Annotated in this window: 20 protein-coding genes; 2 read left to right on the forward strand and 18 right to left on the reverse strand. The window is 68.2% G+C overall.

Features of this window, described 5'->3' with window-relative positions; all coding sequences use genetic code 11:
* The 16 genes from AC1D2K_RS06150 to AC1D2K_RS06225 all read right to left on the reverse strand — a co-directional run.
* Positions 1–5,278 (reverse strand): amino acid adenylation domain-containing protein (locus tag AC1D2K_RS06150; protein WP_478087137.1); only part of this gene is annotated, 5,278 nt, incomplete at its 3' end.
* A gap of 26 nt (positions 5,279–5,304) precedes the next feature.
* The gene (locus AC1D2K_RS06155) at positions 5,305–7,167 is read right to left on the reverse strand and encodes a non-ribosomal peptide synthetase (RefSeq protein ID WP_478087139.1); all 1,863 of its coding nucleotides are present in this window, start codon (positions 7,165–7,167) and stop codon (positions 5,305–5,307) included.
* A 197-nt stretch (positions 7,168–7,364) separates the two neighbouring features.
* Positions 7,365–8,546 (reverse strand): lipocalin family protein, encoded by a 1,182-nt coding sequence (locus AC1D2K_RS06160; RefSeq protein WP_478087141.1) that lies wholly within the window; start codon positions 8,544–8,546, stop codon positions 7,365–7,367.
* Positions 8,547–8,626: 80 nt separating this feature from the next.
* Positions 8,627–10,855 (reverse strand): NADP-dependent isocitrate dehydrogenase, encoded by a 2,229-nt coding sequence (locus AC1D2K_RS06165; protein WP_478087143.1) that lies wholly within the window; start codon positions 10,853–10,855, stop codon positions 8,627–8,629.
* 227 nt (positions 10,856–11,082) lie between these two features.
* On the reverse strand, positions 11,083–11,802 hold the full coding sequence (locus AC1D2K_RS06170) for a type 1 glutamine amidotransferase (protein ID WP_478087145.1): 720 nt from the start codon (positions 11,800–11,802) through the stop codon (positions 11,083–11,085).
* Complete coding sequence (locus AC1D2K_RS06175; protein ID WP_478087147.1) at positions 11,799–13,166, reverse strand: amidase family protein; 1,368 nt, start codon at positions 13,164–13,166, stop codon at positions 11,799–11,801. Before AC1D2K_RS06175 ends, AC1D2K_RS06170 begins: the two co-directional genes overlap by 4 nt.
* Positions 13,166–14,338 (reverse strand): ABC transporter substrate-binding protein, encoded by a 1,173-nt coding sequence (locus tag AC1D2K_RS06180; RefSeq protein WP_478087149.1) that lies wholly within the window; start codon positions 14,336–14,338, stop codon positions 13,166–13,168. Before AC1D2K_RS06180 ends, AC1D2K_RS06175 begins: the two co-directional genes overlap by 1 nt.
* 55 nt (positions 14,339–14,393) lie before the next feature.
* Complete coding sequence (locus tag AC1D2K_RS06185; protein ID WP_478087150.1) at positions 14,394–15,113, reverse strand: ABC transporter ATP-binding protein; 720 nt, start codon at positions 15,111–15,113, stop codon at positions 14,394–14,396.
* A complete protein-coding gene (locus tag AC1D2K_RS06190) occupies positions 15,106–15,867 on the reverse strand; it encodes an ABC transporter ATP-binding protein (RefSeq protein WP_478087152.1) in 762 nt (253 codons plus the stop codon). Before AC1D2K_RS06190 ends, AC1D2K_RS06185 begins: the two co-directional genes overlap by 8 nt.
* Before the next feature lie 58 nt (positions 15,868–15,925).
* On the reverse strand, positions 15,926–16,888 hold the full coding sequence (locus tag AC1D2K_RS06195; RefSeq protein WP_478087153.1) for a branched-chain amino acid ABC transporter permease: 963 nt from the start codon (positions 16,886–16,888) through the stop codon (positions 15,926–15,928).
* Positions 16,885–17,745 carry a branched-chain amino acid ABC transporter permease gene (locus tag AC1D2K_RS06200; protein WP_478087154.1) on the reverse strand — a complete coding sequence of 287 codons (861 nt, stop codon included), beginning with the start codon at positions 17,743–17,745 and terminating at the stop codon, positions 16,885–16,887. The genes AC1D2K_RS06195 and AC1D2K_RS06200 overlap by 4 nt, the downstream gene beginning before the upstream one ends.
* A 36-nt stretch (positions 17,746–17,781) precedes the next feature.
* Positions 17,782–18,978: an ABC transporter substrate-binding protein gene (locus AC1D2K_RS06205; protein ID WP_478087156.1), complete on the reverse strand. Its 1,197-nt coding sequence runs from the start codon at positions 18,976–18,978 to the stop codon at positions 17,782–17,784.
* An 84-nt stretch (positions 18,979–19,062) separates the two neighbouring features.
* Positions 19,063–20,322 (reverse strand): NAD(P)/FAD-dependent oxidoreductase, encoded by a 1,260-nt coding sequence (locus tag AC1D2K_RS06210; protein ID WP_478087157.1) that lies wholly within the window; start codon positions 20,320–20,322, stop codon positions 19,063–19,065.
* Positions 20,322–20,645, reverse strand: a complete 324-nt coding sequence (locus AC1D2K_RS06215; RefSeq protein WP_478087158.1) for a 2Fe-2S iron-sulfur cluster-binding protein — start codon at positions 20,643–20,645, stop codon at positions 20,322–20,324. The genes AC1D2K_RS06210 and AC1D2K_RS06215 overlap by 1 nt, the downstream gene beginning before the upstream one ends.
* Positions 20,646–20,652: 7 nt before the next feature.
* Positions 20,653–22,092, reverse strand: a complete 1,440-nt coding sequence (locus tag AC1D2K_RS06220; RefSeq protein WP_478087160.1) for a glutamine synthetase family protein — start codon at positions 22,090–22,092, stop codon at positions 20,653–20,655.
* A gap of 12 nt (positions 22,093–22,104) precedes the next feature.
* Positions 22,105–23,430 (reverse strand): aromatic ring-hydroxylating dioxygenase subunit alpha, encoded by a 1,326-nt coding sequence (locus AC1D2K_RS06225; RefSeq protein WP_478087162.1) that lies wholly within the window; start codon positions 23,428–23,430, stop codon positions 22,105–22,107.
* A gap of 287 nt (positions 23,431–23,717) precedes the next feature.
* Here AC1D2K_RS06225 and AC1D2K_RS06230 point away from each other — a divergent pair, with 287 nt between their 5' ends.
* Positions 23,718–24,452 carry a GntR family transcriptional regulator gene (locus tag AC1D2K_RS06230; RefSeq protein ID WP_478087164.1) on the forward strand — a complete coding sequence of 245 codons (735 nt, stop codon included), beginning with the start codon at positions 23,718–23,720 and terminating at the stop codon, positions 24,450–24,452.
* On the opposite strand, the gene AC1D2K_RS06235 is transcribed toward AC1D2K_RS06230, so the two are convergent.
* Positions 24,449–24,685 (reverse strand): hypothetical protein, encoded by a 237-nt coding sequence (locus AC1D2K_RS06235; protein WP_478087166.1) that lies wholly within the window; start codon positions 24,683–24,685, stop codon positions 24,449–24,451. The genes AC1D2K_RS06230 and AC1D2K_RS06235 overlap by 4 nt on opposite strands.
* A 203-nt stretch (positions 24,686–24,888) precedes the next feature.
* Between AC1D2K_RS06235 and AC1D2K_RS06240 the strand changes: the two genes are divergently transcribed.
* Positions 24,889–25,197, forward strand: a complete 309-nt coding sequence (locus tag AC1D2K_RS06240) for a DUF4124 domain-containing protein (protein ID WP_478087168.1) — start codon at positions 24,889–24,891, stop codon at positions 25,195–25,197.
* 43 nt (positions 25,198–25,240) lie between these two features.
* On the opposite strand, the gene AC1D2K_RS06245 is transcribed toward AC1D2K_RS06240, so the two are convergent.
* Positions 25,241–25,675, reverse strand: a 435-nt coding sequence (locus AC1D2K_RS06245; protein ID WP_478087170.1) for an ABC-type transport auxiliary lipoprotein family protein, incomplete at its 5' end; no start/stop codon positions are given.

Here is a 25,675-nt window from a genome sequence, read left to right on the forward strand (position 1 = left end):
CGTCGTGCTCGCCAAGACCGGGTTCGTTTTGCATCGACAGCAGGAAGTTCACCACCGCCCGGTGCGGCACCACGACCCCCTTGGGCTTGCCGGTGGAGCCGGAGGTGTAGATGACGTACGCCGGATCCTCCGGCCGGGCGTCGGCATCGCCGTCGGCCGGCAGGGGGGTCTCGGGGTGGGTCATCAGCTCGGCCTGTGCCGGGTCCAGCAGCAGCGTCGGCAGCTCGATCTCGCGCCACAGGTCCGACAGACCCTGTTCGGTCAGGAGCAGCGTCAGCGCTGCATCCTGCGCCATGTCGTGCAGCCGTTGCAGCGGGTAGGCCGGGTCCAGCGGCACATAGGCGCCTCCCGCGCTCAGGACGGCGAGCTGCGCGACCACCATCTCCGGGGATCGCTGGGCGCAGAGCCCCACCAGGCAACCTCGCCGCACGCCGCGGGCGCGCAGCGCATGGGCCAGTCGATGCACGCGCGACCAGAGCTCCGCATGGCTCAGCGCGGCGCCCGGCACCTGCATGAGGGCCGTACCGGTCGCTTCGCGCCGTTCGCGAAGAAGCTCGTGAACCGTCAGGTGGTGCGGATAGGCGATGTCGGTCCGGTTCCAGCTCTCGAGCCTCGCCTGATCCAGGGGACTGGCCGCCGAATGGTCGTGCAGGGGCCGGTCCGGCTGCCGGATGAACAGGTCCAGCAGATGCATGTAGTTGTCGAGCATCGCCTGCGCGGTCTCGGGCGCGAAGAGCTCGGTCGAGTAGCTCAATGACAACGAGTGCTCGCACTCGGTGTCGATCGTCAGTGCCAGGTCGAACTGCGCCGCGCGCAGGTTCAAGGGCAGGAAGCTGACGTCGAGGCCTTCGAACTGGGGCGTTTTCCGCGGCGTGTTCAGCACATTGAACATCACGCGAACTTCAGGGGCCCTGGTGCCGGGCGCCTGCTTGTGCAGCAGGTCCATCAGGTAGTCGAAGGGAATGTCCTGATGGGTGAACGCCGACAGGCAGGTCTCGCGTACCTGCTGCGCCAGCTCCCTGAAGCTTTGCGTCGGCCGCACGTGGCTGCGCAGCGCCAGCGTGTTCACCAGCGAGCCGACGACCTGCTCGGCCTCGAATCGGGTACGTCCCGCGATGGGCGTCCCGACCACGACGTCTTCCTGCCCGCAATAGCGCGCCAGCAAGGCCTGGAAGGTGGCCAGCAGGGTCATGAACGGCGTCAGCCCGAGGCCGCCGCCGAAGCGCTTGACGCCGGCGAGCCAGCCTTCCGGGAATTCCCGTCGAATGCGGCCGCCCTGGCTGGTGAGGCGCTGTGCCACGGCCGAATCGGAGGTCAGGTTCAAGGGGCTCATGTCGGCGAGCTGCCGCAGCCAGTAGCGCGTCTGGCCGGCGAGCACATCGTCGTTGATGTGCCCTCTCTGCCAGCTGGCGTAGTCGATGAAATCGATCGACCGGGAGTTCGGGGGCATCGCCTGGCACCGCAGTTCGGCGGCGTACAGGTCCTGCAGTTCGTGCATCACGATGCCCCACGACCAGTCGTCGCCGATGATGTGGTGCATCACCAGCACGAGGGCATGATCGTTCGCGTCGCGCTCGATCAGGATRAATCGATGCAGGGGCGCCGATGCCAGGTCGAAGGGCTCCGCGGCGATGCGTGCGGCCTGTCGCTCGAGTTCGTCGTCCCGCTCGGCCTCGGGAACGGCCGCCAGCGAGAGCTGGACCAGGTTGGCCGGCTGCGCCTCACCGACGAAGGCCATGGGTTCGGTGTCGCCGAAGTCGAAGGTCGTGTGAAACGCCTCGTGCCGCGCGACCAGTTGATCGAGCGCCCGGTGCAGCGAGCCCTTGTCGAGCGGCCCGCGCAGGCGCAGCGAGTCGCGCATGTTGTAGGCCGCGCCCTGCGGATCCATCTGGTTCAGCACCCACATGCGCCGCTGAGAGAAGGACACCGGCAGCGGCCCCGTCCGTGGCAGCACCACGATGGGCGCCAGCGGCGACGCGCTGTTCGCGGCGGGGTCCGAGGCCAGGCCGCCGACCGTCCGGGCCATGTCCTCGATCGTCGGTTGCTCGAAGATCCCGCGCAAGGGCAGCTCGACCCGAAGGGTCGCGCGGACCCGGGACACGATCTGCGTGGCCAGCAGCGAATGACCGCCGAGATCGAAGAAGTTGTCGCGTACGCCGAATCCGGACTTGCCCAGCACACCGGTCCAGATATCGAGCAGGGTGGATTCGATCGGCGAGCGCGAAGCGACCAGTTCATGGGACGCCGAGGCGGTGTCGGGCTTCGGAAGGCGGTTGCGGTCGAGTTTGCCGCTGGTCAGGAACGGCAGCTCGGGCAAGAACACGAACACGGTCGGAATCATGTAGTCGGGCAGCCGCGATTTCAGCGCCGAGCGCAGGGAGCCGGCATCGGCCGGCTCCTTCAGGACCACGTAGGCGACCAGCTCCTGGCGGCCGGTGGTCTCGCGCAAGAGCACCGCGTTCATCTGCACGCTGTCGCAGGCGGCGAGCGCGGACTCGATCTCGCCGAGTTCGATGCGGAAGCCGCGCAGCTTGACCTGGTGGTCGTTGCGCCCGATGAACTCCACCACGCCGTCGTGCAGCCAGCGCGCCAGGTCGCCGGTACGGTACATGGTCTCGCCGGGCCGGAAGGGATTCGGCACGAAGCGCTCGGCCGTGAGGTCCGGGCGGTTGCGGTAGCCGCGCCCCACGCCAAGCCCGCCGATGTACAGCTCGCCCGCCACGTTGACAGGCTGGGGCTGGTGCCGCGCATCGAGGACGTAGAGCTGCGCGTTGGCGATGGGGCGGCCGATCGGCACGATGGGGCGATCAGGCAGCTGCTCGCCGATTTCATACCAGGCGCTGTCGACGGTCGCTTCGGTGGGCCCGTAGAAGTTGCCGAGCCTGACGCCCGGCAGGAGTCGCCGGAATGACAGCGCGAGCACGCGTTCCATGGCCTCGCCGCCGCTGAGCACATAGCGCAGCCGCGGGTACGTCAGCCCTGCCAGTTCGGTCAGCAGCACACGCAACTCGGACGGCACGAACTGGATCACACTGATGTCGTTCTCACGAATGGCTTCAGCCAGCAAGCGCATGTCCTGATGGACATCGGGCTGCGCGATCACGAGCGTCGCGCCAGAGGACAGGGTCGAGAAGAATTCCCAGGCCGATGCGTCGAAGCTGACGGAAGTCTTCTGCAGCACGCGGTCGCTTGGGGTCAGCCCCAGCGTGTCGTTCATCCACAGCACGTGGTTGCTCAAGCCCTGGTGCATCAACTGCGCGGCTTTCGGCGTGCCGGTCGACCCCGAGGTGTAGATCAGGTAGGCGAGTTGGTCCGGTCGCGTCGAATCGGGCAGTTCGGCCAGCGGCTCGCGGGGCAGCTCTCCCCCCGTGTCTGGAACCACGACGAGCTTCATCGTCGGCGAGGTCTCGACCTGCTGCAAACGGTCGACCAGATTCGCCTGAGCCAGCACCACGGTCGGCGCCGCATCGTCCAGCATGGCCTGCAGCCGCTCGGTCGGCTGCTCCGGGTCCAGCGGAAGGAGGACGCCGCCGGCCTTGAAGATCGCCAGGTAGCCCACGACCAGGCCGAGGCAGCGCTTCATGCACAGGCCGACCACGACTTCCGGCCCGACGTCCAGCGCGCGCAACTCGTGCGCGCGCTGTTCCGACAGCAGGTCGAGCTCGCGGTAGCTCATGCTGTGCGGCCCGAAAACCAGTGCGATGGCATCCGGCGTCGCGCGCGCCTGGGTGCGAAAGAGCGCATGCACCGGCAGGTCGGCCGGGCCGGCCGTGGGGCCCTGGTTCCACTCGACCAGCACCCGGTGCTGCTCGGCCGCGTCCATCAGCGGCAGGCGGTCCAGCGCGCAGGCGGGATCGGCCACGATCCCCTCGAGCAGCCGGACGAAGTGCGCTGCCATCTGGGCGATGGTCTGCGGCTCGAACAGGTCGGTGCGGTACTCGAACGCCGCCTCGAGCCCCTGTCGGCCGCTTTCGAGGACGGTCAGCGACAGGTCGRACTTGGAGGTTTGCGCAGGAACGCTCAACTGCTCGCTCGCCAGGCCCTCGATCTCGAGGACACGGTAAGGGAAGTTTTCGAGCGCGAACGAGACCTGGTAGAGCGGATTGCGGCTGGTGTCGCGTTCCGGGCTCAGCTCGGCCACCAGCCGGTCGAACGGCATGTCCTGGTGGGCGAGCGCTGCGAGCGTGGTCTGGCGCACGTTCTTCAGCAACTCGATGAATCCGGACTCGCGCTCGACATGGCTGCGCATGACCACCGTGTTGACGAAGTAGCCCACCAGTCCGTGCAGCCTCGCATCGTCGCGCGCCGCCAGCGGGACGCCGACGGCGATGTCGGTCTGGCCGCCATAGCGCATCAGCAGCACGTCGAAGGCCGCCAGCAGGGCCATGAAGAGCGTGGCGTCCTGGTTCGCCGCCAATGTCCGCAATGCAGCGGTGAGTTCCGGGGCGATGCGCACCGTCAGCGTCCGGCCTGCATAAGCCACGTGGGAAGGGCGTGCCAGGTCGGTCGGCAGGTTCAGCGTCTGAAGCTCGCGCAGGTTCTCGCGCCAGTACGCGCCTTGTGCATGAAGACCGCCGCGTTCGAAGCGCTGGCGTTGCCAGACGGCATGGTCGGAGAAGCGCAGCGGCAGCTCGGCCATGCCGCTGCCTTCGCCGCCCTGCGCATAGAGCTGACCGAGTTCGCGCTTGACGACGCTCATCGACCAGCCATCGGCCACGATGTGATGGACCAACAGGATCAGGACGTGGTCGTCCGGCGCGACGCGAATCAGCTCGGCGCGCAGCAACGGCGCGCTGGACAGATCGAAGGGCTCGGCGATGGTGGCTCTGATGCGCTCCAGCAGCGCAGCTTCCGTCGTGTCGCTTGGCGCCAGCGGCACCTGCCGCAGACGGAACCGCTCCAGCGCGACGCGCACCGGTACGATCTTCTGCACGGGTGCTTCCGCAGTGGCGTGAAACTCGGTGCGCAGGCTCTCGTGGCGCGCAATGAGCGTCCGCAGGCTGCGCTCCAGCAGCTCTGCGTCCAGCGGACCTCGATAGCGTGTCGCCGAATGAATGTTGTAGGCTGTGCCGCCGCTGACCATCTGATCCAGGAACCACAGTCCTTCCTGCGAGAAGGACAGTGGCACGCCGTCATTCGGGTCACCCGCCGTGGACGGGCCCGCCTGCGCGCGCTGCTGCAGAAGTTTGCGGGCAAGAATGCGTCGTCGTGCTTCGGGGCTGTCGGGGCTCGTCGGAATCGAAGGCTCCGCAGCGGCCAGGTTCGAGGCTGGGTTCATGGCGATTTGAATCTGGGAAAACGAGGTCAACGACCCATCGGGTCGGTGCCGAGCAAGCGGGCGACTTCGTCGTCGCTCAGGGCGTCCAGGTCGGCCTGCAATGCCGAGCTCAGCGCATCGGCCTCTTCGATGGCGGCTTGCACCGTGGCCGCGAAGGCGACGACCGTCGGCGCGGCCAGCAAGGCCGATGCGGACAGGTCCAGGCCCCACGTTTCATTGACGGTCCGAGCCAGCCGTAGCGCTGACAGGGAATCGCCCCCCAGGGCGAGGAAGTTCGCATTGGATGCGGACATCGGCTGGTCCAGGGTCTGCGCGAACAGCAGGGCGATGTGCGCCTGGAACGGCGTCAGTGGCGCAGCAGGGGCGGCCTCGATGCCCCCCGAGATCTGGTGGCGAAGACCGAGGCGTTGGACCTTGCCGCCCGGGCCCACGGGGATCCGATCGACCACGTGGATGCACGCCGGCACCTTGAAGTCGGCGATGACGCCGAAAAGGCGGGAGCGCAGGAACTGTCCCGAAACCGCGCTGTCTGGCGCAGGCACCACGGCCGCGTGGACGTCTTCGCCCATCGTCGGGTGATCCACCGGGTAGGCCACGGCTTGAGCGACACCCGTCAAACGCAAGAGGGCTTGCTCGACTTCGAAGGGCGATATTTTTTCGCCGCCCCGGTTGATCAGTTCCTTGCTGCGGCCGGCAAGGAAGAAGAAGCCGTCCTCGTCGAACCAACCGAGGTCGCCGGTATGAAACCACCCGTCCCGAAAGGCGTCGGCGTTGGAACGGGGAGCGTCCTCGTAGCCATCGAACACCGAGGGGCCACGTGCCATGACTGCGCCCAGCTGCCCCACCTTCAACGGATGGCCCTCGTCATCGATCACGCGCAGCTCCGCGCCGACCGGGCGGCCAATCGATTCCGCCTTTTGAACGTCGGGCGGCAACGGATTGCTGGACAGTGGTCCGGCCGTTTCAGTGATGCCATAGCCCTGAATCACGGGAACGCCCCACAGGTCTTCGATGCGGTGTTGCAAGCCCGCGGGCAGACTCGACGATGCCGAGCGAATCAGGCGGAAGGCGTGCGGCGGCGTCCCCGAGTGGTTGCGCGACACGTGGTCGACAACGGCTTGGTGAACAGTGGGCGTCGCGGTGTACCAGGTGGGACGAAATTCGCGGGCCCAGCGCAGGAACTCCGCGGCGTCGAAGGCGGGCGTACACACGACGGACGAGCCGGAGACGAGGGGCGCCAGCAGCCCGACGATCAAGCCTTGGCTGTGGTACACGGGCATCACGCACAAGCTGCGGTCTTCCGGGCTGAGCGCGAGGTGATGCGCGGTCTGGAGCGCGGAATGCACGATCTGCTGCTGCTTCAAGGGCACGCGCTTGGACTTTCCGGTCGTGCCCGAGGTCATCAGTACAAAGGCTGTATGTGCCGGTTCGGGCCAGGGTGTGTCGACACCTGTTTTTTCGCTTCCCGATGGGCTGGCGAGCCACTGCTCCATGTCGAAGGTCAGAGGGACCAGCCCCAGCGTCTGCGCAATACGGGCTGCCATGGGGTCATCCGGCAAGCCGACGATGGCATCGGCTCTGGCGTCGTCGAGCTGCGCGAGGAGTTCCGTCGAGGTGAGCCTTGGGTTCAACGGAATGCAAACGGCCCCGCATGCAATGGCCAGGCAGGAAACCGCCAGCTCCATGCCCGACGGCATCAGCACCGCAACGCGAGCGGCGGGTGCAAGGCAGTGGGAAGCGAGCCAGGGCCGCGCGTGCTGCACCAGGGCGAACAACTGCGCGTAGTTGAGGGGCTGGAATCCTGGTGCCAGAAGGGCAATCGCAGCAGGCGTTCGCGTGGCATGGCGCTCGAGTTGCTGCGCCAGTGTCGAGACTTCGAACTCAGGCAAATGACATTCCTTCACATCGACCCGGAGTCGATGCCCTCAGCAGATGAACGGGTGGCCTTGTTCGATTTGTTGTGGTCCTTGTAGATCAAACGCTGCCGTGATGAACTCGAAGAGTAGCATCTTCATATGCTTCCAGTGAGTCCCTGCCCGAGGGCAGGTCATCGATGCAAGGGGGCTGTGGCGGGGCCCGCCGACGGTCACTTGCGGCTCAAGCGCGCCGCATCCAGCCGGTCATACCCGCTCAACTCGACGAATCCCTCCCCGCCGGAACCGCCCGTGACCTTCACGGGGCCCTCCCAGTAGATGTTCGCGGTCGTCCCGCTCGAATCGAATTCGCTGTCGGCAACGAAGGGCTTGATGCTCAAGACGCCCGACGGGAGCTTGACGCCCCATTCGACCACATAGGTGATCTTCGTCTTCGGGCTGGTCCAGGTGTTGCCGGGCGTCAGTTCGATGTCGCCCGGCTTGAGGGCCACGGACCCGCTGGCGTTCGAGACCGTGCCGGCCGTCATGACGTTCCGGCCCTCCATGTCGAACAGCTCGTAGAGCATCACGTCGGACCCATCCGCCAGGTGCAGCGCGAACCAGTTCCAGCCCAGGCTCAGGACATCGAAGTCGCCCCACTGGTGATCGAACCACACGTCGCCGCTCACCTGGACGGGCTTGCCGCCGATGGCGATTTCGCCCTGCGCCGCGATACGCGGGCGCGAGTAGTAGTAGCTGATGCCGCTCTTGCCGAAGTCGAGCAGGCCCGGCGTGTCCGATCCCGCCGCGCGATGCGCGACAACCGGGTGGGCATCGTTCAGGTCGAGCGCGATGGAGGCGTCTTCGAAGGATGCGCGCAGCACATGCAACGGCCCCGAGGCCGCGACCTGCCAGCCGTCCTGCCTGAAGTCGAAGCCCTTGGCGACGCTCTTCACGGGAATCCCGCCGGTGCGGGTCTGGCTCGCATAGCGCTTGCCGGTTTGAAGGTCGGTCAGCGCCGCGTGCATGACCGTGTGCTTGATCAGGCCGTTGGCGACGAAGACGGCGACGTGGAACGCATAGCGATTGCCCGTCTTCGCGTCGAGGATCCCGTTGTAGTACCACCACTCCATGCCGGACCCATGAGGGGCATCGTCAGCCGGCAGGTTCAGGGGCGCCAGGGCGGCGGTCCGCTCGACCGGTTTCCTGTCCGTTTCGACCGACCCGGCCGATGCGGCGGCGGCCGGGGCCGGTTCGGACGCCGACAGATAGAACAGGCCCCAGCCGACGACCGCGATGACGACGACCACGGCCGCCGCGAAGACCTTCAAGCCCCTGCGCCGTGCCCGCCGCTTTCGCGAGGAGCGCGACCCGCTGTGGCTGTGGTCCATGCGGGCGTGGTCGTCGGCTTTCATCTGAGGGATCCAGGTTGAGCGGTGGGACGAAGCCTACACCGCGCAACCGTCGACCGCGTCCGGGCATCCCCGGAGCGGATTTATGCCTCCAGCGCCGCGTTGAAGGTCGCGCTCGGCCGCATCACGGCCGCGGTCTTCTTCGCATCCGGCAGGAAGTAGCCGCCGATGTCGGCCGGCTTTCCCTGCACGGCCTTCAGCTCGTCCACGATCTTCTGCTCGTTGGCGGCCAGCGACTTGGCCAGCGGCGCGAAGTGCGCCTGCAGTTCCTTGTCGTCCGTCTGGGCGGCCAGCGCCTGGGCCCAGTACAGCGCCAGGTAGAAGTGGCTGCCGCGGTTGTCGAGCTCGCCGGTGCGGGTCGACGGGCCCTTGTTGTTGTCGAGCAGCATGCCGGTGGCGGTGTCGAGCGTCTCGGCCAGGATCTTGGCCTTCTTGTTGCCGGTCTTCTGGCCCAGGTCTTCCAGCGACACGGCCAGCGCCAGGAATTCGCCGAGCGAATCCCAGCGCAGGTGGTTCTCCTCGACCAGCTGCTTGACGTGCTTGGGGGCCGAGCCGCCGGCGCCGGTCTCGAACATCGCGCCGCCGGCCATCAGCGGCACGATCGACAGCATCTTGGCGCTGGTGCCCAGCTCCATGATCGGGAACAGGTCGGTCAGGTAGTCGCGCAGGATGTTGCCGGTGACCGAGATGGTGTCCTTGCCGCGGATCACGCGCTCGAGCGTGTAGCGCATGGCGCGCACCTGCGACATGATCTGGATGTCGAGGCCCTTGGTGTCGTGGTCCTTCAGGTAGGTGTGGACCTTCTTGATCAGCTCGGCTTCGTGCGGACGGTACTCGTCGAGCCAGAACACCGCCGGCATGCCCGACAGGCGCGCGCGGTTCACGGCCAGCTTGACCCAGTCGCGGATCGCCGCGTCCTTGACCTGGCACATGCGCCAGATGTCGCCGGTCTCGACGTTCTGCTCGAGCAGCACCTCGCCGGTCGCGATGTCGACGATGCGGGCCACGCCGTCCTCGGGGACTTCGAAGGTCTTGTCGTGCGAGCCGTATTCCTCGGCCTTCTGCGCCATCAGGCCGACGTTGGGCACGGTGCCCATGGTCACGGGGTCGAAGGCGCCGTTGGTCTTGCAGAAGTTGATCATCTCCTGGTAGATGCGGGCGAAAGTGCTCTCGGGCATCACGGCCTTGGTGTCCTTCGGACGGCCGTCGGCGCCCCACATCTTGCCGCCCAGGCGGATCATGGCGGGCATCGAGGCGTCGACGATCACGTCGTTGGGTGCATGCAGGTTGCTGATGCCCTTGGCCGAGTCGACCATCGCCAGCTCGGGGCGGTGCTCGTGGCAGGCGTGCAGGTCCTTGATGATCTGGTCGCGCTGCGACGAGGGCAGGCTCTCGATCTTCTCGTAGACGCTGCTGAGGCCGTTGTTGACGTTGACGCCGAGTTCCTCGAACAGCTTGCCGTGCTTGGCGAAGGCGTCCTTGTAGAAGACCTTGACGGCGTGGCCGAAGACGATCGGGTGCGAGACCTTCATCATCGTCGCCTTGACGTGGAGCGAGAACATTACGCCGGTCTCGCGCGCGTCTTCCATCTCGTCCTCGTAGAACTTGAGCAGCGCCTTCTTGCTCATGAACATGCTGTCGATGATCTCGCCCTCGAGCAGCGCGACCTTCTTCTTCAGCACGATCGTCTGGCCGCTCTTGGTGACCAGGTCCATCTGGACATCGCGGGCCTTGGTGAGCGTCATGCTCTTCTCGCCGGCGTAGAAATCGCCGCCGTGCATGTGCGAGACGTGGGTGCGCGAGGCCGGGCTCCACTTGCTCATCGAGTGCGGGTTCTTGCGCGCGTTGCGCTTGACGGCGGCCGGTGCGCGGCGGTCCGAGTTGCCCTCGCGCAGCACCGGGTTGACCGCGCTGCCCAGCGCCTTGGCGTAGCGCGCCAGCGTTTCCTTGTCTTCGTCGGTCTTCGGGTCTTCGGGAAAGTCGGGCAGGTTGTAGCCGCGGCCCTGCAGCTCACGGATGGCGGCCTGCAGCTGGGGCACCGAGGCGCTGATGTTGGGCAGCTTGATGATGTTGGTGTCGGGGAACTGGGTGAGGCGCCCGAGTTCGGCCAGGTTGTCCGGCACGCGCTGCGCGTCGGTCAGGCGGTCGGGGAATTCCGCCAGGATGCGGGCCGCGACGGAGACGTCGCTGGTGACGACGTCGATGCCCGCCGGGGCGGCGAAGGCCTGGATGACGGGCAGCAGGGAGGCCGTTGCCAGCAGCGGCGCTTCGTCGGTGAGGGTGTAGATGATTCTTGAATTTCCGGCAGTCATTCGGGACCTCTTGTGCATTGAACAGATGGATGAGTCGCTCACGGTGGATCGGCGTGGTCGCGCGCGCGGGACAGATCCGAAACCCGGAGAGTCTACGACTCGACGGTGGGGGCGTGCAGGCCGGGGGTCATCGGGCGCGGATGCACCTTCCTGGGGCCCCCGCCAGCGCATTGGGCTACCTTCGCGCAGCAGCGCTGCGGTATTCGCCTTGGGAGCGGCCCGGCGGCTCATGCACAGCGGGCCGTCCAGCGCGCGTAGAGGCGATGCAGGAGCGCATGCATCTGCCGGGTGCGCCGGGGCAGATCCCGCAGGATGTCGTCGAAATCGCTGGCGGCCGGGTTGCCCAGCGCGTTCTGGCGTGCCAGCTGGTGCCCATTGCGCTGCACCGACAGTTCGACCAGCGCCGGGGTCATCTCGAGATGGGACTGCACCAGCAGGTGCAGCCCGCGCACCACGAGGGCCTGGTGGCCGCAGTGGGCGCCGCGCGCCAGCGGCACCGCGCCGGCCGGCGGTTCGAAGGTGTCGCCGTGCCACTGGAAGGTCTGCAGCACCTGCCCCGCGTGCTCGCCCCACCAGTCGCGGGCCGTGCCGGAGGCCTCGGCGGTGATCTCGCACCAGCCGATCTCGGGCCGGTCGTGCGGGCGGACCTCGCCGCCCAGGGCCAGCGCGACCAGCTGGCTGCCCAGGCAATGGCCCGCGACGGGAATGCCGCGCGCATCGGCATCGCGGATCAGCGCGAGCTCCTGCGCGATCCACGGCAGCGGGTCGTGCACGCTCATGTAGCCGCCCATGAACACCAGGCCGCCGAAGGCCGAGGCCTCGGCGGGCACCGCGTCGCCGTCGACGATGCGCACCCGCACCACCTCGCGGCCCAGCGCCTCGAGGATGGGCACCACCGCGCCCGGTGCCCCGACCTCGGTGTGCTGGAAGACCGCGATCGGCTTCATGCGGCGGGGCCGCGCAGCAGCAGCGATTCGACTTCCCGGCCGATGGCGAGCACCCGCGCGTCCTCGTACTTGCGGCCGACGATCTGCAGCCCGAAGGGCAACCGGTCGGCGTCGCGCCCCAGCGGCAGGCTCAGGGCCGGCTGCTGCGTCAGGTTGAACGGGTACGAGAAGCCGTTGTCCGCGAACCAGTTGACGGGCGCGCCGGTGCCGTCTGCGATGGGCGGCGCCACGGTCGGCGTGGCCGGCGTCAGCAGCAGATCGATGCGGCTGAACTGCTGGGCCAGGCGCGAAGTGAAGTCCCGCAGGCGGATCCGGCTGCGGGACAGCCGCCCGGCGTCCAGCGTCGCGCCTTCCTGGTAGAGCTGTTGAAGGGGACCCTCCAGCAGCGCGCGCTGCGCCGGCGTCCAGGCGAGAAAGGACTCGTGCACGCGCGACGCCCACACGGTCCACATGTCGGGCGCCATGTCCGTGCCCTCGGCGGGCAGGGGAACGAGGGTGTGGCCCGCCTGTCCGAGCTGTTCGACCAGCGCGTGGAAGGCTTCGGCGATCGCGGGCGCCACCTGCATGTCGGCGCCCAGTTGCAGGGTCCAGCCGATGGAGAGCGGCCGGACGGTCCCGGCGCCGCCGCGTGCGAACAGCGAACTCGGGTCGCGCGCATCGGCCTGGGACAGCACCTGCATGGCGAGCTCGCAATCCTCGACGCTGCGCGTGAAGGGGCCCAGGTGGGCGAATTCGGCGAAGGCGCTCTGCGGCGCGAGCGGGATGGCGCCGAAGGTCGGCTTGAAGCCCACCAGCCCGCAGTACGACGCCGGAATGCGCACCGAGCCGCCCGCATCGCTGCCGAGCGCCAGCGGGCCCCAGCCCGCGGCGGCCTGCGCGGCGGCGCCGCTGCTCGAACCGCCGGTCGAACGCAGCGGGTCGACCGGATTGCGCGTCAGGCCGCCCTGCGGACTCCGGGAGCCGATGTTCCAGCCGAATTCGGTCGTGGTGGTCTTGCCGAAGATCACGCCGCCCGCGGCGCGCAGCAGCGCCACGGCCGGCGAATCCGCGGCCGCCGGCGGCTCGCCGGCCGACGCCAGCGAGCCGCGGCGGGTGGGCCAGCCGGCCACGTTCATCAGGTCCTTGATCGACACCGGGACGCCGTCCAGCGGCCCGATGGCGCGGCCGGCACGCCAGCGCAGGCCGGACGCCAGGGCGGCCGCCCGGGCGCTCTCGCGGTCGAGCAGGCAGAAGGCGTTGATCTGCCGCGTGTCGGCCTCGATGGCCGCGAACAGCGCGTCCAGCACCCCTTCGGGCGTGTGCTCGCCGCTCGCGTAGGCCTTCGCCAGGCCGRCGATGTCCAGCCTCAGCGCATCGCAGGCCATCAGTGTGCGGCCTTGAAGGTCTCGAACTCGATGTTGGCGATCGTGCCGTCGACCTTGCCGACGCGGCGGATGTACTCGTCCTGCACGATGTCGCGGGTCTTCGCGTCGATGCCGATCGGGCCGCGCGGGCTTTCGAACTGCAGGCCCTGGAAGGCCTGGATCAGCGCCGGGCCGTCGGCGTTGCCGTTGGTCTTCTTCAGCGCGGCATAGATCGCGGCCATGCCGTCGTAGGCCGCCACGCTCATGATGGTCGGGCGCGCCTTGGCGTCGCGCTGCGCCTTGAAGTCGCGCACGTAGCGCGCGTTGAGTTCCGACTTGTGATGCATCGAATAGGGGTAGACGGTCGTGATGTCGAGCGCGCGGTCGCCGATCACCTCGATGATGGCTTCGTCGACGATGTCGCCGGTGCCGATGAGCTTGACGCCGGCCTCGGGCAGGCCCTTTTCGCGGAACTCCTTGATGAAGGCCGGTGCCACGTCGCCGCCGTTGACGAAGGCGAACAGCACGTCCGGCTTCGCGTCCTTCACGCGCTGCATGTAGGGCGAGAAGTCGAGCGTCATCATCGGCGTGCGCACGCTGCCGACGATCTCGCCGCCGGCCTTCCTGTAGGCGGCCAGGAAGGCGGCTTCGGCGTCATGTCCCGGCGCGTAGTCGGCGACGATCACATAGGCCTTCTTCGAGCCGTTCCTGATCGCCCATTGCGCGATCGGCGGCACCACGTCGGGGTAGCTGAAGGAGGTGCGCACCATGTAGGGCGACTTGGCCGTCAGGTCGGCGGCCGCCGCGTTCATCACGATCATCGGCACCTTGGCCTGCGTCGCGATCGGTGCGACCGACAGCGCGTTGGGCGTGAAGCCGAAGCCCGCCAGCAGCTGCACCTTGTCGCGGACCACGAGCTCCTGGGCCAGCCGCTTGGCGAGTTCCGGATTCGGTCCGGCCACGTCCTTCACGATGACCTCGACCCGCTTGCCGGCGACGCTGTCGCCGAACTGCTTCTGGTAGACCTTGATGCCGGCCTCCATCTGCTTGCCGAACTCGGCGAAGGGGCCGGACATCTCGGCGATGAGACCAATGCGGACGGTGTCCTGCGCGAAGGCGGCCGGCGCGGCCAGCGTGAAGGCGCAGGCGGCGAGCAGGCCGCGGCGGGACAGCCGGGAGACGGAAGTTGGCATGGTGTGGTCCTGACAGGAAAAGAGGAAAGGGAACGAAGACGGGGCTGGGCCCGCCTCAGGCCGGCACTTCGCCGATGCCGACGCCGAGCAGGCCTTCGAGCAGGGCCGCGTCGCCGGCCAGCGCCGCGCTCGGACCGGCATGCACCACGGTGCCGCGCTCCAGCACGATCGCCTGGTGGGTCATCTCGAGGGCCAGCACCGGGTGCTGCTCGACCACGATCGACGCCAGGCCCTCGCTCTCGCAAAGATGGCGGATCGAGCGGGCCAGCTCCTCGACGATGATCGGCGCCAGGCCTTCCATCGGCTCGTCGAGCAGCAGCAGCTTCGGGTTGGTCATCAGCGCGCGGCCGATGGCCAGCATCTGCTGCTCGCCGCCCGACAGCTGGTTGCCGTAGTTGCCGCGCCGCTCGTGCAGCCGCGGAAAGAACGCGTAGACCCGCTGCAGGTTCCACTTGCCCGGCCGCGCGATCACGGTCAGGTTCTCCTCGACGGTGAGCGACGGGAACACCTCGCGTTCCTGCGGCACCCAGCCCAGGCCGGCGCGCACGCGGCGATGGGCCGGCCAGCGCGTGATGTCCTCGCCGCACCAGCGCAGCGCACCGCGCATCACGCGGGTGTTGCCCATCAGCGTTTCGAGCAGCGTGGTCTTGCCCACGCCGTTGCGTCCCAGGATGGCGAGGCTCTGGCCCTGCGCCAGCGAGAAGCCCAGGCGGTCGAGCACCACGGCGTTGCCGTAGCCGGCCACCACATGGTCGAAGGCGAGCATCTCAGACATGGTTGGCTCCTGCGTGGCCCAGATAGACCTCGCGCACGCGCGGGTCGGTGCCGATTTCGGCGGGGGTTCCTTCGGTGAGGATCTGGCCGGCGACCAGCACCGAGATGCGACGCGAAAAGCGGAAGACGAGATTCATGTCGTGTTCGATGAACAGCACGCTGATGTCCTGCGGCAGCTCGGCGATGACCTCGAAGAGTTCGCCGCTCTCGTCCTCGGGCACGCCGGCGGCGGGCTCGTCGAGCAGCAGGATGCGCGGCCTGGCGGCCATGGCCAGCGCGATCTCCAGCAGCCGCTGCTTGCCGTAGGCCAGTTCGGCCACCGGCACGTCGGCCAGCGCGTCGAGCTTGAGGCGTCCGAGCAGCGCATGGGCCTCGTCGAACGCGGCCTTGTTGCGCTTGAGCGGACGCCACCAGACCGCGCCCAGGCCGTCGCGCTCGCTGATCGCGAGCACCACCGACAGCAGCGGCGTGAGGCTGGGAAACAGCGTGTTGATCTGAAAGGTGCGCGCCAGCCCCAGGCGGGCGCGCTTGTCGGCGGACAGCGAGGTGAGCTCGCGCTCGCCCATGTGGATCGTTCCGTGGGTCGGCCTGAAGACGCCCGTCAGCAGATTGATCAGCGTGGTCTTGCCGGCGCCGTTCGGGCCGATCAGGGCCTGCCGCGCGCCGGGTTCGAGCGTCAGGTTGACGTCGTCGACCGCGCGGAAGGCGCCGAAGGAGATCCCGAGCCCGCGGGTGCGAAGTGCGGCGCCGCTCATAGGGAGCCCTCCGTGCTGGGCACTGCGGTGCGAGCGCCTTCGGGCGGCCGGGCGGCGCTCATGACGGCCTCCCGGTCTTCACCAGGCGCGACAGCGCGCCCATGATCCCGCCGCGGCCGAGCATGACGGCGGCGATCAGGAAGATGCCGAGCCAGAACATCCAGTATTGCGGGTTGAGGTCGGCGAACCAGTCGTGCACCAGCATGTAGACGATCGCGCCGATGAGCCCGCCGTACAGCCGGCCGGTGCCGCCGAGCACGAGGATGATCAGCACCTCGGCCGAGCGGTTGAAGCCGATCGACTCGATGCCGACGAACTGCGTGGTCTGGGCCAGCAGCGCACCGGCGATGCCGGCGACGCCGGCCGACAGTGCATAGGCCATGCGCAGCCGCGCCTCCACCGGCGAGCCGATCGCGAGCATGCGCTTGCGGCTGTCGTGGATGCCGCGCAGCGTGAGCCCGAAGGGCGAGCCCAGCACCAGCCGCACGCCGAGGAACACCACCAGCACCACGGCGTAGGCGTAGACGAACGCCGTCTTGCCGAACAGGTCGAAGTCGAACAGGCCCAGCACCGGCGAGATCACCACGCCCTGCAGGCCGTCGGTGCCGCCGGTGATCGACGACAGCCGGTTGGCCAGCTCGGCCAGCAGCATGCAGACGCCGATGGTGATCATGAGCCGCGTGAGGTCGGCGCCACGCACCACCAGGTAGCTCAGCACATAGCCCAGCACGGCGCAAACCATGAGCGCGAACAGCAGGCCGCTGAAGGGCTCGCTCCAGCCATGCTTGGCCAGCAGGCCGGCCGCATAGGCGCCGGCGCCGAAGAAGGCCGCATGGCCCACCGTGAGGATGCCGGCGTAGCCGAGCGCCATGTCCAGCGAGACCGCGAACAGCCCGAAGATCATGATCTGGCTCATCAGCGTGAGCTTGTCCGGCAGCAGGAAGAAGCTGGCGCCCAGCGCGAGCCAGAAAGCCACCTCGGCCGCGCGCAGGCGGCCCGGCGAAACCGTGATGGGCTTCATACAAGCCCCTTGCGCGGAATGATGCCGTTCGGGCGCAGCAGCAACATGATGATCATGACGACATAGATGAGAAAGGCGCCGGCTTCCGGCAGGTAGTACTTGCCCGCGACATCGACGATGCCGACCAGCAGCGCGGCCACGAAGGGGCCGGTGATGGTGCCGGCGCCGCCGACGCACACCACGATCAGGAAGTACACGAGGTACTTGAGCGGGAACGACGGCTCCAGCCCCAGCATGCCGAGGCTCAACGCGCCGCCCAGTCCGGCCAGGCCGCAGCCCAGCGAGAAGGTCAGGAAGAAGAGCCGCTGCACGTGAATGCCGGTGCCGCCGGCGACGCGCTGGTTGTCCACCGCGGCCCGCACCATCGCGCCGTAGCGCGTCTTGCCGAGCACCAGCAGCAGGCCCGCGAGCACGAGCACGCCGCACAGGATCAGGAACAGCCGATAGCGGCCGACCTCCAGGCCCCCCAGCGACACCCGGCCGTCGAGCACCGGCGGCAGCTGGAAGGGCTGCATCGTCGGGCCGAAGAAGTAGGTGAAGACGGCGACCGAGACGAACACGATGCCGATCGACAGCAGCACCTGGTCGAGCGGATGCGCACGATAGAGCCGCCGGTAGAACAGGAACTCGAGCACCGCGCCGACCAGCGCCGCCACGACGAAGGCCACCGCCAGCGACGGGAAGAAGCCCACGCCGAAGTGGTTCATCAGAACGCTTGCGGCGTAGCCGCCCACCATCGCGAACGTGCCGTGCGCGAGGTTGACGAAGTTCATGAGGCCCATCGTGATGGACAGGCCCACCCCGATGAGGAAAAGGAGCATGCCGTAGGCCACTCCGTCGAAGATCACGATTCCCATGGATGTCCCGTTGCTGCTGTCGCGGCGGCCGCTCGCTTACTTGCTTTCCTTGGCCGGGTCCTTGACGCGCTCGAACTTGTCGAACTCGACGTTCACGAGCTCGCCCTTGGTGCGTTCGGTCTTGCGGATGTAGACCGTCTGCACGATGTCGCGCGTCGCGGGGTCGATCTGGACCGGGCCGCGCGGGCTCTCGAAGCTCAGGCCCTTGAGCGCTTCCATGAACTTGTCGCCAGAGACGTCGCCGCGGGTCTTGGCGAGCGCGAGGTCGATCGCGGCCATCGTGTCGTAGGCGGTGACGGCGAAGTAGCTCGGGCGCAGCTTGCCGCCGAACTCGGCCGTGAAGTCCTTGACGAACTTCTGGTTCTTCGGCGAGGGATGCGCATAGGAATAGTGGTGGCTCGTGAGCAGGCCCAGCGCCACGTCGCCGGTGGCGTCGAGGTAGCTGTCGTCGGTCGCCTCGCCGGTGGCGTAGAGCTTGATGCCCGCTTCTTCCATGCCGCGCTCCTTCCACACCTTGAGGAAGGCCGGCGGCATCACGCCCGAAGGGAAGAAGAAGAACACCGCCTGCGGCTTGGCATCCTTGATGCGCTGCACGTAGGCCGAGAAGTCGGGGTTGTTCATCGGCGTGCGGACTTCGCCGACCACCTTGCCGCCTTCGGCCGTGAAGGCCTTCTTGAAGGCGGTCTCGGCGTCGACGCCCGAGGCGTAGTCGGCGACCACCGTGTAGGCTTCCTTGACGCCCTGCTTGACCATCCAGCGCGCCATCGGGTCGGTCACCTGCTGCACGGTGAACGACAGCCGCGCCACGTAGGGCGAACTGCTGGTGATGGCGGAGGACGCCGCGTTCATCACGAGCGTCGGGATCTTGGCCTGGGTCGCGATGGCTGCGACGGCGTAGGCGTTGGGGCTGAAGTCCAGGCCGGTGAGGATGCCCACCTTGTCGCGCACCACCAGTTCCTGCGCGATGCGCTTGGCGGCATCGGGCGCCGGGCCTGCCGTGTCCTTCTTGATGATCTCGACCGGCCGCCCGGCGATCTTGCCGCCGTGTTCCTTGAGGTACAGCGCCACGCCGGCATCGAACTGGCGGCCGTAGTCGGCGTAGGGGCCCGAGTAGGTCGCGATCAGGCCGATGCGAAGCGGCTCGTCGGCGGCCTGGGCCGCGCCCATGGCGCCGAAGGCACCGAGGCAGGCCAGCGTCAGGGTGGCGAGCACATTTCTCTTGTTCATCATCATCGTGGAAGCTCCGTTCAATGAAGCCGGTGGGCCGGCAGGCAGGGTGGTTGGGAAAACGGTGGGGCCGGTGCGCGGCCCCGGGACTCAGGAGGTCGCGGCCTCCGGTGCGGTCGTCGCCGCCGACTTGAGGTCGAAGGATTCGTCGGCGAGCTGCCCGGCCGTGAAGCGGGCACGGGCGCCGATGAGCTTGCGGCTCAGCATGTGCTCGGCCGGCTTGTTCACCGAGTGCGCGGCCACCAGCGTGCCGCCGCGCAGATAGAACACGCTGAAGCGGTCGCTCGCCATGTCGCCGCGCAGCACCACCTCGTCGCCGGGCGCGGCCAGGCCGGTCATCTGGAACTTGAGGTCGAACTGGTCGCTCCAGAACCAGGGCACGGCCGTGCAGGGCCGTTCGTGTCCGACGATCAGCGAGGCCAGCGCGCGGGCGCCATCGTTGGCCGACTGGATCGATTCGAGCCGCATGCGCGCCGGTGCGCCGGGTGCGGGCGGCAGCGCCATGTTGGCGACGTCGCCGGCCGCCAGCACGCGCGGCGCGGTCGTGCGGCCCAGCATGTCGACCACGATGCCGTTGTCGACGCCGATGCCGGCCTCGCGCGCCAGCTCGGCATTGGGCAGCACGCCGATGCCCAGCACCACCAGGTCGCAATCGATGCGCTGGCCGTCGTCGAGCTCGACCGCGGCCACGCGGCCCTGGGTGCCATGCAGCGCACGCACACCGCGGCCGGTCAGGAGTTCGACGCCGCGGCGGCGATGCGCGTGCTCGACGAAGGCCGACATCGCGGGCGGGAAGGCGCGCGCCAGCAGATGCGGCTGCGCTTCGATCACCGTCACCGCGACGCCGCGCGCGCGCAGCGCCGAAGCGACTTCGAGGCCGATGAAGCCGCCGCCGATCACGCAGGCGCGCTGGGTGCGCTCGGCGGCATGGGCCACGCGCAGCGCATCGTCGAGGGTGCGCAGGTCGAGCACGCCGTCGAGGTCTGCGCCGGGCAGCGTGAACGGCCTGCAGCGCGCGCCGGTGGTCAGCGCGAGCCAGCCGTAGTCGAGCACGGCGCCGTCGTCCAGCGTCACCGAGCGGGCGCCGGCATCCAGCGCTTCGGCGCGGCGGCCGAGCCGCAGCTCGATGCGGTTCTGCTCGAAGAAGTCCGGGCCGCGCAATGGCAGCTGGTCGAGGGTCGTCTTGCCGGTCAGCAGGCCCTTGGACAAGGGCGGTCGCTGGTAGGGCGCATGCGGCTCGTCGCCGACGATGACGATGCGCTCCTCGAAGCCGAGCTCGCGGGCGCTGGCGGCCAGCTGGACGCCGGCATAGGATGCGCCGACGATCACCAGGGGGTGGGCGGCGGGCATCAGCTCTGGGTCTCGGGGACGCGCACGGTCAGGCCGTCGAGCTCGGCGGTCATCGTGAGCTGGCAGCTCAGGCGGCTGTTCGGCTGCCGTTCGGAGGCGACGCCGTCGAGCAGCTCGCCCTCCACCTCGTCGGGCGGCGGCAGGCGGTCGATGAAGGCGTCGTCGACGTAGACATGGCAGGTCGCGCAGGAGCAGGAGCCGCCGCATTCGGCATCGATGCCGCGGATGTTGCCGCGGATGGCGTTCTCCATCACGCTGGAGCCGGCCTTGGCGTCGACGCTGCGGCTGCTGCCGTCCCTGAGGATGTAGTGGATCGTGGGCATGGCGAGGTCAGAACATGTCGAAGTACTCGCGGTGTTCCCACTCGCTGACCTCGAGGTTGAAGCGGGCGATCTCCGCTTCCTTGATGTGGCACAGGTAGTCGACGAAGGTCTTGCCCATCTGTTCGTTCAGCATCGCGTCCTGGCGCAGGCAGGCGAGCGCATCGCCGAGCGAGCGTGGCAGGTGTTCGGCGGGCGTTTCGTAAGGGGCGTCGGCCGACGGGCCGGGGTTCGTCTTGTTGCGGATGCCGTCCAGGCCCGAGAAGAGCTGCGACGCGAGATAGAGATAGGGGTTGGCCGTCGGCTCGCCCACGCGGTTCTCGATGCGCGTCGCATTCTGCCCGACGCCGCCCAGCACGCGCAGCATCGCGCCGCGGTTGTCGCGGGCCCAGATGGCGCGGTCCGGCGCCAGCGAGAAGGGGCGGTAGCGCCGGTAGCCGTTGATCGTCGGGCTGGCCAGTGCGGCCGAGCCGCAGGCATGCTCCTTCAGGCCGCCGAGGTAGTGCAGGCCGAGGTCGCTCAAGTCCTGGCCAGGCTCCGAGGGCATGAAGGCGTTCACGCCGTCGCTTCTGCGGCGCAGCGACTGGTGCAGGTGCCAGCCGCTGGACATCACGTTCGGGATGCGCGGACGGCACATGAAGGTAGCGTGGTAGCCCGCGCGCTGGCAGATCTGCTTGATGGCGCTGCGCAGCAGCACCATGGTGTCGGCCGGCAGCACGCCGGCCGTGGGGCCGAAGGTCAGCTCGAACTGGCTCGGGCCGAACTCGATCTCGAGCGAGCGCAGCGGCAGGCCGAGCCCGATCAGCTGCGAGCGCAGCAGCTCCATCACGGCATCGACGCGGTCGTAGCGCAGCTCGGTCAGGTACTGGTGGCCGTGCGACAGCAGCGACACGCGCGGCGGCTCGCCGGGCTGGCCCGAATCGGCCAGGCCCATGCGCGGGTCGTCGAGCTTGAAGACGTGGAACTCGACCTCGAGGCCGGCGATGAAGTCCAGGCCCATCTCGCCGAGCTGGTGCACCGCGCGCTGCAGGATCTGGCGCGTCGCATACGGGCAGGGCTTGCCGTCGGCCATGTAGGCGTCGCACAGGATCCAGCCGGTGCGCGGCGTCCACGGCAGCACCTTGAAGGTCGAGGGGTCGGCCACGATCGTGAAATCAGCGCCGCCCTGGAAGCCTTCGATGGCGAAGCCGCCGCCGGCCGCGAACACCGGGAACACGGTCTTGTGCGAGGTGTCCTTGGCCAGCAGCGTGGAGGTCAGGTTGACGCCGTCCCACAGCGCGGCGCGGGCCTCGCTGGCGACCAGCGTCTTGCCGCGCAGCAGGCCGTGCTGGTCGGGCCAGGCGAAGCGCACCACATCGAGGTCACCCGCATCGATGCGGCGCACCAGTTCCTGGGCCTGCTTCTGCTGGTCGTCGGACCAGAGGCCGTGGCGGTCTACAAAGGAGCTCATGGCGGGACGTGCTCAGGCGGCGGACAGGCGGGCCGAGGCCCAGTCCGACTTGAGGCGGCGTTCGCGGTCGGCGCTCTGCCAGTAGCCGTCGGTGTTGCCGGACTCGCCGATGCCGTCGATCGACGGCGGCCCGGTGAGTGCGCTGGCCTGCGCGGCGTCGATCAGCATCGGCGCCCCTTCGCCCGCCTGCGTGCTCTCGATGGCCTTCACCAGCATCCGGCGGTAGGCGATGATGCCCTTGTCGGTGCTGCCCAGGTGCTCGCGCGTGCGATTCTGGATCGGGCCCTGCGACTCGACCGCCCACTGGTCGTGCACGTTGATGTCGTCGCCCATGCCGGTGTAGGTTTCGGTCCGCTGCTCGTCGATGCTGTAGCCGTAGTTGTTGCGCTTGTTCTTGCGCGAGGTGTAGTCGGGCAGCTCGTAGAGCTTGAGCCGCTGGTCGCGCATCTGCTGCTTGTCGACCGGGCCGGTGAAGCTGGTGAAGATCGCATACCAGTAGCAGTGCGTGTCGTCGACCGGCACATGCCACTGCGAGATGGTCATCTCGGCGCTCATCGGGATCACGAAGGCCTGCGGGAACACCACGTTGGTCACGCGCACGTGGGTCTGGGTCTCGGAGAGCTTGCGTAAGGCGGTCAGGCGCATGCCGTAGTCGGTCGGGTCGACGCTGATGTCCGGGCGGTCGTATTCGCGCAGCACCTTGGTGATCGGCATGTCGGAGTCGGCCGAGGCGCCGCGGAACTGCTTGCCGTAGCTTTCCGACGTGTCCGCGTCCTCGAAGAAGCGGTGCAGGTACGAGGCGTGCGCCGGGTCGATGCCGACCTCGAGCGCCTGCAGCCAGTTGCACTCGAACAGGCCCTTGAAGGCGAAGGTGTGCGAGTCGGGCGCCACGAAGCAGTCGAACTCGGGGAACGCCGGCGGCTCGCCTTCGCCGATGTAGGCGAACACGGTGCCGGCGCGCTCGACCACCGGGTAGGCGGCCTGCTTGATGCGGCTGCACAGCTTGCTGCCCGCGGGTTCGGCGGGGGTTTCGAGGCAGTTGCCCTTGGCGTCGAACAGCCAGCCGTGGAAGGGGCAGCGCAGGCCGCCGTCCTCGAGGCGGCCGAAGGCCAGGTCGGCGCCGCGGTGCGGGCAGTCGCGGTCGAGCATGCCCAGCTGGCCCTTCTCGTCGCGGAACAGGACGAAGTGCTGCCCCATCAACTGCACCGGCTTGACCGGGCGCGGGCCGGCGAGTTCGTCGGCGAGTGCCACCGGCTGCCAGTAGCGGCGCAGCAGCGTGCCCGCGGGGGTGCCGGGGCCGACCCGGGTGATGAAATCGTTTTGTTCAGCGCTGATCATGGGTGCTCCATCGAGGGGTGACAGTTGGAAACATGCACTGCATGCAATTGCATACATTGTCTAAGCTGTCTTTGTCCAAGGTCAATTGTTTTCCGTTCGAATTGAATGTTGACGGCCTGAAATAAAGGGTTAACACCTAGTGTCTGGCGCGTCTATGCGGTGCATCCCATTCAAATGGATGCATCATGGTTCTGATGTATGCAACATCCGGACCAACTGGCGATGCTTGTGTGCAATGGCCGTCGTTCTCCTTAGAATCGAACCATCCCTTCGCTTTGCCGACCCAGATGGACTCCCAACAATCCCGCGTGCTGGTTCAACTCCGCGACCTGATCCTCAAGGGTGAATTCGTGCCCGGCGAGCGGCTCGCCGAGATCCCGCTGGCGGAAAAACTCGGTGCCTCGCGCACGCCGGTGCGGCTGGCGCTGACCAGCCTGGAGCACGAGGGCCTGATCGAGCAGTCGCCGAGCGGCGGCTACCAGATGCGCCGCTTCACCTCGCAGGAGATCGCCGACGCGATCCGCGTGCGCGGCGTGATCGAGGGCTTTGCCGCCCGCCTGCTGGCCGAGGACGGCGCCTCGCGCCAGTTGCTGCGCGACCTGCACGAGTGCCTCGACGATGGCGACAAGGCGGTCAACAAGGCCGAGATGGGGCTGGACGACTACGCGGCCTACGTCGAGATGAACGACCGCTTCCACAAGCTCATCATGCAGGGCTGCGGCAACGTCGCGCTGCAGCGCGTGATGGACATGCTCGACGGCCAGCCCTTCGCGTCGCCGAGCGCGATGCTGCCGATGCAGTCGTCGATGGAAGAAGGGCACCAGTGGATGAAGCAGGCCCATCGCACGCACCACGCGATGGTGCAGGCGATCGAGCGCGGCCAGGGCTCGCGCGCGCAGGCGCTGGGCGAGGAGCACGTGGAGATCGCGCGCATGAATCTCGAGTACGCGCTCGAGCGGCCGGAACTCGCGGCCGAGCTGATGCCGGGGATGCGGCTGGTGGCCGGCAAGCCCCGCGGCTAGTTCTGGCAGTTGTTGCGGCTGACGCTGCAGTTCTTGAGCGCCTTGTCGAGCCGCGGGCGGCAGTTCTTCTCCGAGGCGGTCTTGCAGAACTGGTAGTCGGCCTTGGCCGTCTGCTTGCACGTGCTGTACTGGAGTTCGCATCGGGTCTGGCTGCCGCCATCACCCTGGGCGGATGCGAAAGTCGGCACGGCAGCGAGGATCCAGGCGGCGGATGCGAGCGCGATCTTTTTCATGAAGATGCTTTCCTCGGGAGGTGGGTCCGCATCTTAGATCGGTGGCCTCGGTGGGGCGTGGTCGATCGTCTGGACCGGCGGTGTTCGGGCTCGGGGCGCCGACCCTGCGTGACTTTTTTCACGGCCGGCGCGGCCGCGTAGATACAACTTGTTGCAAATAGGCCGCGCGCCCCTAGGATCGCCGAAACACCGAAAGCGACCCCATGCCCTTCCTGGTTCAGCACGTGGCCCGAACGATCGTCGTGATCGGCATCTTCGCGGCAAGCGCAATGGCCTCCGCCGAGATCCATCGCTGCAAGGATGACCGCGGCCAGACGGTCCTGTCCGACCGGCCGTGCGGCGCCGCGTTCTCCGGCCCGGCGCTGCAGTCGACCGCGTTCGGCGCCGGGGCCGATCGGATCGCTGCGCCGGCGATGCCAGGCATGCGCGCGCGGGAGGCCGGCGGGTCGTACGACTTCATCCCGGTGAATCGCTCAGGCGAGCGTCGTTCAGAAAGGCAGGCGCTGCGCTAGCGAGGCCGGCGCCGGTTCGCGTTCGGCCGCTGCGCTTCCCGGCTCAGGGCACCGCGGCAACCGACGTTGCGGCCTGCGCGGCCACCCGGCGCAGCAGTTCCGTCAATGCCCGCGCCTGCGATTGCGCGCTGTCGGCGTCGCCCGGGATGTCGTAGCTGAACTCCCCGCCGTGCAGCAGGCGCGGCGCGCGGTCCGTGCTCCACAGTGCGATGCGCGCCGTCGCCTTGAGGCGCTGTTCGCTGCGCACATAGTCCATGCGGCTCAGCACCACCTGCAGTGAAAGAGCGGGCGACTGCTCGCTGCAGTTGGCCTCGCACAGGCGCCAGCCGGGCAGTCGCTCGCGCAGCGCGGCGTTGAACTCGCGCGCGACCCCGATCTCGATGCGCTCGGCCCAGAAGGTGTCGGGCCACTCGCCCAGCGTGCTGGCCTCGGCCCGGTAGCGCACGCGGCGCGCGACCAGGTATTCCGGAATCTCGGG

It is taken from the genome of Variovorax sp. P1_H12_2 (assembly GCF_056405335.1).